The organism is Tissierella carlieri, from assembly GCF_018917285.1.
In the GTDB taxonomy this organism is placed as follows: domain Bacteria; phylum Bacillota; class Clostridia; order Tissierellales; family Tissierellaceae; genus Tissierella; species Tissierella carlieri.
In genome coordinates, this window is the sequence record NZ_JAHLOH010000056.1 from 17,255 (window position 1) to 29,877 (window position 12,623).

At 31.8% G+C, this 12,623-nt stretch carries 11 protein-coding genes; all 11 read right to left on the reverse strand.

What is annotated here, in order from left to right; translation table 11 throughout:
- Positions 1–194: 194 nt before the first annotated feature.
- Entirely contained in the window at positions 195–893 is a 699-nt protein-coding gene (locus KQI38_RS20310) for an ABC transporter permease (protein ID WP_216562755.1), read from the reverse strand.
- Complete coding sequence (locus KQI38_RS20315; protein WP_276515614.1) at positions 890–1,810, reverse strand: ABC transporter ATP-binding protein; 921 nt, start codon at positions 1,808–1,810, stop codon at positions 890–892. Before KQI38_RS20315 ends, KQI38_RS20310 begins: the two co-directional genes overlap by 4 nt.
- Before the next feature lie 77 nt (positions 1,811–1,887).
- On the reverse strand, positions 1,888–2,820 hold the full coding sequence (locus KQI38_RS20320; protein WP_216562759.1) for a sensor histidine kinase: 933 nt from the start codon (positions 2,818–2,820) through the stop codon (positions 1,888–1,890).
- Positions 2,821–3,510 carry a response regulator transcription factor gene (locus tag KQI38_RS20325; RefSeq protein WP_216562760.1) on the reverse strand — a complete coding sequence of 230 codons (690 nt, stop codon included), beginning with the start codon at positions 3,508–3,510 and terminating at the stop codon, positions 2,821–2,823.
- A 225-nt stretch (positions 3,511–3,735) separates the two neighbouring features.
- On the reverse strand, positions 3,736–3,864 hold the full coding sequence (locus KQI38_RS22900; protein ID WP_420857141.1) for a MarR family transcriptional regulator: 129 nt from the start codon (positions 3,862–3,864) through the stop codon (positions 3,736–3,738).
- Between the two features lie 283 nt (positions 3,865–4,147).
- The gene (locus KQI38_RS20335; protein ID WP_216562764.1) at positions 4,148–4,285 is read right to left on the reverse strand and encodes a hypothetical protein; all 138 of its coding nucleotides are present in this window, start codon (positions 4,283–4,285) and stop codon (positions 4,148–4,150) included.
- Positions 4,286–4,390: 105 nt separating this feature from the next.
- Positions 4,391–6,334, reverse strand: a complete 1,944-nt coding sequence (locus tag KQI38_RS20340) for a vWA domain-containing protein (RefSeq protein ID WP_216562766.1) — start codon at positions 6,332–6,334, stop codon at positions 4,391–4,393.
- A gap of 11 nt (positions 6,335–6,345) precedes the next feature.
- Positions 6,346–7,578, reverse strand: coding sequence for a hypothetical protein (locus KQI38_RS20345; RefSeq protein WP_216562768.1), 1,233 nt, complete (start codon positions 7,576–7,578; stop codon positions 6,346–6,348).
- Entirely contained in the window at positions 7,575–9,686 is a 2,112-nt protein-coding gene (locus KQI38_RS20350; RefSeq protein ID WP_338114494.1) for a P-loop NTPase family protein, read from the reverse strand. The genes KQI38_RS20345 and KQI38_RS20350 overlap by 4 nt, the downstream gene beginning before the upstream one ends.
- A gap of 139 nt (positions 9,687–9,825) precedes the next feature.
- Positions 9,826–11,619, reverse strand: a complete 1,794-nt coding sequence (locus tag KQI38_RS20355; RefSeq protein ID WP_216562770.1) for an oleate hydratase — start codon at positions 11,617–11,619, stop codon at positions 9,826–9,828.
- A 291-nt stretch (positions 11,620–11,910) separates the two neighbouring features.
- Entirely contained in the window at positions 11,911–12,456 is a 546-nt protein-coding gene (locus tag KQI38_RS20360) for a TetR/AcrR family transcriptional regulator (protein WP_216563088.1), read from the reverse strand.
- Positions 12,457–12,623: the final 167 nt, after the last annotated feature.

The following is a 12,623-nucleotide window of genomic DNA, read 5'->3' on the forward strand; positions in this document are numbered from 1 at the left end:
TCATTTTTTAAGCCTCACTAACTTTTCATTCTCTTATAATATAAAAAATTGCTTAATCAAGAAAATTGAGATTTTATTAGTGCACGCCGCACATCCCTCAAAACTTCTAATGTCTTGCTCTTCCAAGACTTTTACCATTATTTTTTTCTGAATCTTCAAAGGTTAAAACTAGAATCTTTACATATTACTATTCCTTACAAATTATCCAGTTCATTTACTTTTTTATAAAATGTATATTTTATAGCAATCAACGTAAGTATTACCACAATAATTAATTGCGGCAGAGTTTCTCTGTATTCCATATTTTTTGTGATGATCACTTGTCTTAAAAATATGACCAACAAAGAACTCACAATCGTAATTGGCACCGATTTTTTCTGCATCCCTATAATAAATGGAATTAGGGATAATACACCGCTCATTACTATGCTGGTAACTGCTTCAAGAATGTATGGATTCAGATAACTTCTATTAAAAGTACCTTGTACCATATCAAAATAATAATCCATAACTATCAGATAAAGAGTACAACACAAATAACTGATTGTCATAGCTATAATAGTAAAAATACTGACCATTAGCAATTTTGTTATCATGAGTTTTTTTCGGCTCACTGGGTAGCAAAATAGAATCATAATTGTTTTATTGTTATATTCACTAATCACTATCTTAGATATCAATACAGAAGAATATACCAAAAATATAACCGTTATTAATAGATTAATTGCCATAAATGTACTTTCATAAGTATCCTTTGTCTGTGTAGGATCTGTCATACTATCAACAAGTGAAATAGTAATAAAAGCCATTATTAACAGAATAGCAATGATGACACCTATAATATGATATTGTAATTTATATTTTTTTAATTCTAATCTCATCAATTGCATCATAATCTTTCATCACCTTCTGTCAGCCGGAAGAAATAATCTTCTAATGTGTTTTTCTGTTTTCGGATACTTTCAAGCCCAATTCCGCTTTGGATAATTAATTTAGAGATTTCTGTACCAGATATATGCATATCAAAAACACGGATTTTTTTATCAGAAATAATTTTATAATTGGTAATACCCAGTTTTTCTTCTAGCAGATATCCTACATGACTGGTATCACTTACCTCTGCTTCCATATACTCTGTACGATAATCATGAATATCTTCTATGGATATTTCCTTCAGAAGATGCCCTTTCTGTATGATACCAATCGTGTCGGCAATTAGTTCCACTTCTGATAAAATATGACTAGAGATAAGAATACTGATTCCCCATTCCTCATTTAATTTACGAAACAAAGAGCGCATTTCCCGTATTCCCTCTGGATCTAGTGCATTGATAGGTTCATCTAATATCAAAATTTGAGGTTTTGTCAAGATTGCTCTTGCAATTGCTAAACGCTGCTTCATTCCTAAGGAATAATGTGCTACTGCTTTATTTTCAACATCTGTCAGCGAAACAACCTCTAATACATGATCAATCTGTCCTTTATTATGATATCCCATATATTCACAATGTAATTTCAGGTTTTCACGTCCAGTCAGTTTGTCATAAAAATATGGATTTTCTATAATTGAGCCAATCCGTTTCAATATTTCAAAATTATTATCACTAACTGTCTCTCCAAATATTTTTATCTCTCCAGAATCCGGTTTTGTAAGATTCAAAATCATTTTTAATATGGTACTCTTGCCAGCTCCATTTGGCCCAACGAAGCCGTAGATTTCGCCTTTTCTCATGTGTAAATTCACATGATCGACTGCCACTTTCTTCTTGTATGACTTGGTAATTCCATTGGTTTCTAATATATATCCCATTGTATGTTCCCTCCTTTACATATTTCTAATTATACAGAGCGAACTTCTCTTTTTTCTATTTTAATTCTAACTTTTTTCTAACCTTTTAAATGTATAGAAAATACAGTTTGTTTTTCTGGAATACTGGAAACATGAATTGTGCCATTCATTTGCTTAATCAAGTTTCTGCATATTGCAAGTCCAAGACCACTTCCTAGATATTTTCTCTCTTTGCTGCTATTTAAAGTAAATGTTCTATTAAAAATTTCTTCTTTTTCTTTCATCTCTATTCCAGCGCCATGATCTTCAATTTTTATTACTATCTCACCGTTTATTTCCTGTACTATGATTCCCAGGAAGCTTCCATCTACACCATATTTCATCGCATTATCAACCACATTTTTTAGAATACGCTCTAGTGCTTCCTGGTCTACATCTGCCCAGATCGGATAATCAGGTATTTGGATTTCTACATGAAAGTTTTGTTTTTCAAGCAAATCATAATATTCCAATATAATATTTCTGCATATTCTTCCAATATCCATCCTTTGTATATTTAAAATCATATCTCCTGATTCCAGTTTTGCCATACTAAAAAACTGGTTAATCATTCTTACAATCTCCTGAGTTTTCACATCCAGTTTATGAATCAGATTTGTAGCCTCCTCATTTGAAATAGTATCTTTCGATTTCATTTGAAGAATTTCCGTATATCCCTTTAAAACAGTCAATGGTGTTCTTAAATCATGAGAAACATTTGTTAATACCTCACTCATTATTTTATGCGATTTTTCATACTCTATCTGATTCTGATAATACCGTTCAAGTAAATGATTGACGCCCACAACAATCTTCTTTACCGATTCACTTTCAGAAGATATCATGATAAATTCCTTACCATTTTCCTGCAAAATAGATTCTATTTTTTCACTGATATAGTCCATTTCTTTGGACTGATTTATTACTTTCCTATGCTCAAAGATATTTATACACAGCAAAATAAAAATAGCAATCCCCAATATCACATACATTTAATCTTCCTCCATCTTATATCCGATTCCCCACAATGTTTTAATATATTCCGTGTCCTCTTTTTCTCTGCGAAGCTTACTTCGCAATCGATTCATATGAGTATTCAATACGCTTTCATTACCGTAGTAAGGTTCTTTCCAAATTAAATTATAGAGCTGTTCCTTGGAAAATGCTCTGCCTGGATTCGATGCCAGCAGTTTCAAAATCTCAAATTCTGTATGAGTTAGGTTTAAGAGTTCCTCATTTCGTTTTACCTGATATTGAGTGATGTTAATTTCCAAATCCTTAATTAAAATTATAGAATTTTTCTCAGTTTCTATATGGTTATATTTTGTAGCACGTCTGATATTTGCCTTGATTCTTGCAGATAATTCAATGATAGAAAAAGGCTTTGTGACATAATCATCCGCACCTAAATTCAAACCCATCGCTTTATCAATATCACTATCTTTTGCAGTAATGATAATAATCGGTATCATACTTGTAGCGCGGATAGCCTTAATTACTTCCAATCCACTAGAGCTAGGAAGCATCAAATCTACTAATGCTGCGTCATATTTATCTTTCCCAAATTTATCTATCGCTTCATTTCCATCATATACCTGTATAACCTCATAGGATTCACCTTCTAAATAATCACAAACCATTTCACTTATATTTTTGTCATCTTCAACCAGTAAAATTTTCATGATTTCTACCTCACATTCAATCTATAATAATTTTATTATAACTCTTTTCTATATGTATAACAATTGCTCTTAACTCCTCCATTTGAAAGTTCTAACTTGCTACAAATTGCAGAAAATACATAATCTTTAGTACCATAGACTTTTCGTATATGGATATACATACCATTGATGCGATTGCCGATACCCACCATGTCTTAAATGCGTATGTCCAGACGAATATTGAATCTAAGAGTATGATGTGCAATGTTTTATGGAAGCACTGTACGCTCGTCTGTCCTCATGCTGCCGTATACGCATGATGTATCCTTTAAATTCAAGGGAATCGACCACCCGTGAAACGGCAGCCTTTCCTATGTTAAGTTGTTATGAAAATTGTTCCTGCCGAAGATTATTGCTGCCTGTTAGAAGATGAAAAAGTATATCGCCTTCAGTGGCATAATCACCTATTTTTCTATATGATTATGACCCCTGCTATCACCCTATCTGCATTAGAACAATTAAACTATTCCTATGAACATAAAAAATAAGAGTTTCCAAGCATCGTACCCGCAGGTGATATCTACCTGTGACAACCTCAATGCTCGGAAACCCTTAATTTATTAATATTTTCATCCCTATTTATTTTCACCCTTTGACATCAATACCACCGTCTTGAGAGTACAATATTGTTGTCACTTAGACCTATATCTTCTGTGATTTTTAAAAGCGTCAATGAGTCTTCTTTAGTTGATACTTGTTCACAATGTGTTCCTAAGCCAGATATTGCGCTATACATTGTTCATACATATCTCTTCCTATTTACCTTCTTTGTCAACATTGAAGATATTATCTCATAAAAATTAATTGCTTAAAATGCGGGTTCAATTTCACTCTCACTCAACTAATTATTAAAGATAGACTGCATATTTTTTCCTACTGCTTTTAGCAATTCTTTTGGTAGCTTTTCCACTTGTTCACCAATTATTACTCCGTGTGGTTGTTTGTATCCTTCATTCCATACAAAATTAAAGATTTTTTCATTTGCTGTGTTATTTTTTCCTATTTGAAACGCATAGACCTGGACATGCCTAGATAATAATTCTTGTACAACTTCTTTTGCTAATCCTGGAAAACTCGATGTACCGTCTGTAATTTCGAAGATTATCTTTATTTGTTTTCCCTTTTTGAGTTCACTTTCCTGCATAGGCGTAATCCTATTGAATATTTCTCTAAGGCAACTTGCATCGTCAGTTGCTCCATCTGCTGCATCTAGCTTTACGATTGACCGAATTATATCGCTTTTTTCTTTTTCCTTCACATTCTTATCATTAAATTCTTTAACATTATAATACTTACTGCCAAAAAACCAAGTTTCACTTAAAACTTCTACTTTTTGATTCAATTGTTCTGCATTGCTTTTCAAATATTGATTAAAATCATCTATTGATAGCAAAGTCACAGCCAAAGCTTTTCTTGCAGCCTCAATTTTTGACTGATTCATTGATCCTGAATTGTCTATAACAAAAGAAATTTCTATTCTTTCAGGTAATATACCTGTCCGAGGCTCTAATAAATATCTATTAAAAATTGGAAGATTCTTATAGTTTCCCTTTTTTTCAGCCTCTACAAAATCTGGATAAAATTTAATAAGGCTATCTATATCTAGTTTTCCCTTTATCTGACCATCCTTTTTTACACTTATTTCTTTTTTTGCATCTCCTATTAACTTTTTCCAAAATTGACGCATTTGTTCTCTTTCGGATTTCATTTTATTTGAATAGAATTGAAATAATTGTTGATCTGCCTGGCTAATTCCATAAGACTTTAAATCTATATTACCTTGTATAATATTTTGTACGCTGGTACTTATTTGGTCTTGCTGCTCTAGCATTTCTTCTAGAATCTTTCTCTCTTCTTCCTGAGTAGATTCTAGTGAATCTAATATTTCATCTGCTTTAGATTGTTCAAAAGAATTTTCACTTACTTTAATCTTTTCTTTTTGTTGTCCCTTTGATTTATAGAATATCATCTCGTCGATTTCTTCCTTCCACAATTTCTCAAAAGTTGGAAAGATGAAAGAACGAATGAATGGGTCCCTTTCTATAATTCCTTGATCATTATTTATTTGCCTAACTAATTGATAATGAATAAAATCAAAAAAGGGTTCATTGAAAATTTTCCTATCAAAGGGATTTTCAATACGTCCTTCTATTTTAGGCTCAATTTTATATAATTCAATAATTAAGAAACTATTTGCAAAAGCTCTATGTCTAGGCATTTGAGAAATTGACTCAATTGTCTTACCCGTTTCTTTCATATATGAAAGAATTTTTTCAAAATTTTCTTCATCTCTATATATGGGGCACATCTGCAAAACCCTTAAAAAAGATGTATATTTATCCAATATATGCAGCAAATCAAGGACTTCCTTTTTTACATAATTCGAAATAATTTTAGATTGATATGCAGGGTCTTTTTCTAGTCCTTCTTTTTTTATCCTAGCTAGAATATAGCTTGTCATTCGATCAATTTCTTTCTGCCAATCTTTTTTTCTATTCAAATATTTTTTAGTTTGCTTTTTCCAATCACAGTATAAGGCTAACTCATAGTAGATATGCCACATGATTTGATTGTCATCTAATTTTCTATCTAAAAAACTTTCCAAGGGCAAGTACAAAGCTCCCTTGGAAGGATCTAATAGAAATCTTTCTAATTTTGAATCAGGAATATACATCAAGCTAGAATCTCCCGTAAATGTGGCTAATGAGCGTTGTTCTTTTTGCAGAAATTCTTCGCAATGTTTTTTAGATTCTTCAATTAGGGTTTGTTCATCAAAGTCAAACATACTCATCCCTCCTATTGATACAGTGGCAGATTCCACAAGTCTTTTGGTGTATCAATTCGATCAATGTTTAATAGATTTAATTTACCTTCTATATCCATAAGTAAATATATTGAAATATCTAATTTAAAGACATTTGTGAAAAAAGCATCTTTAATCGTCGCATCTTCATTTATATACCAGTTTCCAAAATTCTCTTCAAGTAAGTATATGATTCCATCTTCACTTAAAACTATAGCTGTACCTTTTTTAGATTGAAGGTCAAACAAATTACCTTTTAAGTCATTCAATTCTATTTTTATGGCTTTTGAGTCTTCATATAAAGAAAATATCTTAAGCTGCCCTTTATTGCCTGCCACTATAAGGGAATTCTTATTACCATTTTCATCCTCTAAGCATCTAATTTGTCTTATTTCATCATTTAAAAAATCTTTTTTTTCTGTAATAGTGCATTGTCTATTCTCATATTTGATAAAATATAATTCTCCCCTCTTTGTTCCAACTACAAAATAATCGTCATTTATTTTTTCCAATACAGTCCAATCTGGAATAGTGCAATATATATCTTTATGAAAAACCAAATAATATTCATCATTTTCTTTCATTATTTTAAATAGAGTTAAGGTATCTTCTCCATTTTCCACTACAAATAAACCATCTATAATTGCTAAGCATCTTCCAAACCCATTAAAGTCATAATCATTTCGAATCCTTTTAACTCTAATCTGTTCATTAACATCTGGTATCTTACCAAAATTATCACTTGAAAGTAGATAGCATCCCCCTGTAACTCCTAAAAGCAAGATTTCTCTATCATTCAATTCATATATAAATGAAATTGTCTCTTTTATTTCTTTAATAGGGGGACTCCACTCTACTTCAAGTTGATTATAATCAAAAAAATCATTTGGAATATCTATATAGAAAAATTGAACCTTACTATTTATACTGCTTGTAATAAATAGATTTTTATTAATCCTCAATGTACTTTGTAAAAAACTATCAAAGCTAAAAGTTCCTAATTGTTTTATTGGATTTATTTCCATTGAAGCTTTTTTAATATTATTTGCATAAACTCGATAATAAGGAATTAAGTCAGTTAATAGCTTTTCTTCTATTTGTGAAAGTTTATCTAATTGTTCTTCAAAATCATCATCTAAAATTCTATTTTCCTGGCATTCATCTAGCTTTTTTCTTAAAGATTTAACTTGACTCTTAAAATATTCTCCATCCAAATTCATTTTCATCTTTCTCCTCCATTATCTTCTAAGTATTCAAGTAGATATTTTGAATGCTCTAAATGAGATAATCGTTGGTCTAATTGTTGATATTTCTTTGCATCAATTCGCGTTAAATCATCAATATCATCTTCAAAAACCTCTATTAGTTCTTTTGGCAAAATTTTTCTCGGAGTTCCTTTCCCAAATATCAAATGAACTACATCTAAATAGCTTAAAGTTTCTATTGATGGACGAATATAGCGATATGGACGAGTACGAATCTCATCATATGTTGTCGTTGCTTCTCCTATGCCTTTTGTTTCAACCTTCCATCCTTCACTTATAGGAAAAAAACCAAAACGCACCGCTTGTGAGAGAATATAATTTTGGTCGTCAGGATAAGTGATTGAACTAATAAAACCATCCCATAAAGCTTTGCTCAAATCTTTTTCTTCCCCTTGATTCCAATTATCTAAAACATGTAAAATATTACGGATTGATAGTACAGACTCTCTCAGCTCTGGTTCATCCATTCCAGAATCTTTTTGGATTTCATTATCTTTCCATTTACCCATAAAAACATTCTGAGTCATCCTACATAGTTGGGAAAAGCGAAATAATTCTTCTAAGGTCCTTTTGGAATCAGGAATATGGATATTTCCGTTTTTATCAGCCAATCGTGCTATTATTATTCTAAAAAGTTCATTTTTCTCTGGAAACTCTTGGTCTTCTAAGGAACCAGTTATCCTTTGGGGTACATAATTATATTCGATCGTTAGGAACCGTGATTTAAATGCTGGATTTAATTCATTTGTTCCTTCATAGTTGACCATTTGAGTGGATAAGTTTCCTGTGCCAATAAATCCAAATCCAGGTTTAATCAAAACAGGACCACCCCCTGTAATATAAGCTGTACTTCCCGCGTGACGCTGTAAAATATCGTTCAAAGCAATTAAATTTTGCATGGCAATTGTATTTAATTCGTCTACGATTACAGGTCGACCTTCTCTCACTGCAATTAAAACTTCTCTTTCTATTTTTTTTATTTCAGTACCAAAAGCACTATTACTTGCTACTAATAAATCAGAAAAACTTTTCCATATTTGAATCTTAAGCTGCAACTGTTCTTCATCAGTCATCTGTTCTAGTCTTGCTTTGTGCTCATCCATCCACTCATAAAAATCTTCTATAATCATATTAAGATAATCCACAAAAGAACCTTGAGAAAAACTGCGCTGAAGAGACAAAGTTTTCTCTACAAACATATCTTCATAAGTTAAATTATGCGACCCAGATATAAATAGAGGCTGTAAAGATTCTATCTCCTCTTTACTTCCATTAGTTAAAATATTTTTATAGTACAGCTTTCTTTCTTCATTAAGTTCTCTAAACTTTTTAATAGCATCTCTTTCTGTAGCGTTTGGATTTGCAGAAAACCAATCCTCCATTTTATCTTCTAATTCACTTTGTATTTTATTTTGAATAGTAAAATCCAATGCAGCTTCGGTTGCTAATTGTGTCTTCCCACTTCCTAAATGTCCTACAATATATACAGGGACTCCTAAATTCAAGGAATCTATTACTTTTTGCTTTGCTTTAACTACATAAGGTACAGTTATCAAACGCTGTTGGTGTTGGGTTTCTATATCGTTTATCAATTGACGTTTATAATAAAATTCCCATGCTTCTGGAGAATCTTCTAGAATTAGCTCTAACTCTTTTTCTAATTTTTTTATGCAATCAACTCGATATCTCGTAGCTGAATTACTGCCATAATGACCATAGTTATTACTCTCGCTACTGACTCTCCTTTCCCAACGAAGAAAAAATTTTTCATATTCAATTAAATTTTCAATTTCCTGTATCTCTTTACCCTTATTTACTGTTTCTTCTTCTACATAATTTTTATACTTTTCGTAATAAACATTATTCTTTTTAGAATCAAAAGGAATTTTGTCATCCATTTCTTCAAATTTTCGAAAAGTTTTAAAAAATGATCCTTGTTCTTCTATTTTTTTACTATTCTCATATCCTGATGATTTTAAGACTTTTTTGCGTATATCCTCTTCATACCAGCTTTGCATTTCTTCTATAGTAGGAATATAAACTTGCTTAAGATTTTTTTGTCCTTTCACATAAATTTCCTCCTTTATATGATATTCTATTGTATTGCCAAGATATCAAGTGACAATATGCGTAGTAGATATATATAAATTAAAATCCCGATTTTTTGAAATTCGGGATTTTAATCAAATTATCTAATTTTAAATGTTATTAAACAATTCCATACTCTCTCAATAATTTTTCAATATCCGTTCCTGCTATTTGTTTCAAAATTTTACGTTTAGCCATTGGTGATAGATTAATTTCTGGTTTTTCTCCATCTAGCAAACATTTACCTGCATTTAATAAATAGCGTATATCATATCTTGAACCATATACCTCAGGAACTCCTTTTTCAACTCCAGTTAAAACATATACTGCTTCCATGGCTGTACGTCCTGAGTATTCTATAGTAAATACTGTATCACGTCCTGGATCATCTAATGTTTCAGCAAATTGTCCAAGGAAAGCAAAGTTTACTGCATTCTTTGGTACAACATATGGACGATCTCCAAATTCACGAACCATAAATTGAGATGTAATAAATGGCATCATAACAGGAACTGCAGTACATGATCCTGCTAATTCTTCTATTTCCTCTGTAGGAACTCCTATATGATATAACCATTCTTTTGTGATTTCCTTACCAGTACAATCTCTCATAGGTTTTTTAATGTAGTCTCCGGGAACATCGGAAAACAAACCATATACCCAAACAACAACGTCTTTTTCAGGCTGCCCATAATATTGTTCCTGACGATTTATCGTCCAACTCATCAACCATGAAGAATCAATGGCTGTAACTATACCACCTGTTACAGTACGGCCACCATATGGTGAACGTTTTGTAATTTTTTCAATGTACTTAGGAACACGTTCATCATGGCAGGTTACTGTACAAGACTCCCAATTAGATTTTTCTGGGTCTGTACAGAATTTATCTGGATTTCCAAATTCATCTGATTGAGCTGCTATATTTCTCCATAACTTCCAACATCCTTCTGGCTCTTTATTAAATGGAGCTGGAGTATTATCATCACCATATCCAGAACCTTCAGTCATAGAACCATTAGTGATAAATACTAAATCGTTTTCTGTTAACTCAATAGAAATATCTTTCCCATTTCTATTTTTTGCAACTATTCTCTTTGCAACTTTTTTATCATCTGAAATTGAGAACTCAACATTATCAACAGTGACTCCATATTCAAATTTAGCACCATGGTCTTCCAAATATTTAACCATTGGCTTTACAAATGAAGTGTATTGATCATGTCGTGAAAATTGTAAAGCTGAAAGATCTGGTAAACCTCCTACATGGTGAATGAAGCGATTCATATATAATTTCATCTCTAAGGCACTATGCCAATTTTCAAAAGCGAACATTGTTCTCCAATATGTCCAGAAATCACTATTTAAAAGTTCCTCAGAAAAAATATCTTCGATAGATTTGTTTTGAAGTTCTTCATCTGAAATATTTACAAAGGCAGCTAATTCTTTTGCTAAGTCTTGACCCAAATTAAATTTTCCATTGTCATATCGCTCACCTTGGCTTTTAGTAATACGGCAATTACTAAAGTTTGGATCATCGTAGTTTGTATAATAAAAATGATCTAACACAGTCATATTAGGATCTTCTGTAGATGGCAATGAACTAAACAAGTTCCATAAAACTTCAAAATAATGTCCCATTTCACGTCCACCACGCGCCACATAACCAGCATTCTGACGAACTGCACCATCCAAAGATCCCCCAGGAATGTCTAATTGTTCTAAAAACGTAATCTTGCTGCCATCCATGTGAGCATCACGAATCAAAAAACAACCAGCAGCCAAAGCACCAATTCCAGTACCAATTAAATAAGCTTTTTTGTCTTCAATTCCTTTAGGCTTTCTTGCATTTACTAAAGCATGATAAGTTCCATTTGTAAGTTTAAGTCTATCATCATATGTCTTTAATTTCATTGTATCTCCTTCTTTCTTAATTTTTTAATACCTACTATTATATTTAGAGTTCTTCTTTGTTCACTCTATTAGCATGCCAATATGGTGTAATAGATAATAAGTCTTCCTTTTATTTTTTGAATACTTATTGTCTATAAAATCTGTATAAATCTATAATATAGTTTTTTTATGTCTTTTTCATTAGATAAATAAACTGCAGTGTTCGAAGTTCGAACACTGCAGTTTATTTATCTAATTTTTAGGCACCAGAGTTAAAATGTCTGATAAAAACAAATCTCCTGTTGTCCTTTACTATACATTATTTAAATCAGCACTTCGTTTAAGGGATAACTCAATGTTTCCATCAAAGAGCTGTCCGATTCGCCTAATGATAGTATCAGGGTCTTCCTTCATTCCAGAAGCAATCCAGCGCAGTACCATTTCAGTAAGGGCACACTGATAAAAGGAAGAAATTAGTTTTTTATCTCCTGAAGAAGCTGGGATACAGTTGCTTACTTTTTCAACATACCGCATCATGACATTTCCTGATACATTGTGTATATAGTTCACTAATTCTTCTCTCTGCATTGAATTATATACATGATAAACGGCTGTTCTGTTTTCTAAAGCAAATTTAGCGGCTACAATAAAGCTCTCTTCCCATGAGAGTGTATCATTATATTCATCAATTACTGTCTGAAGTTCTGTTTGGAATATTTCTGATAGAAGTGCATATACATCCGTGTAGTAGTAATAAAAAGTATTTCTATTGATCTCACATGCTGTAGCAATATCTTTAACTGTAATTTTGTTAAGCGGACGCTCATTGAGCATCCTTATGAATGCCTCACGAATCATTTTTCTGGTATATTGCGGTGCCAAGTTGCCACCTCCTTAACCCCTTATATGTATTTAAAATTATAACACATAGTAAGTTGTTTGCAAATAATTCATTGTATGATGTATTATATGCCTATTTACATTTTCTTATATTTAAAAACAGAGGTTTTAGAGCGAATCATCTA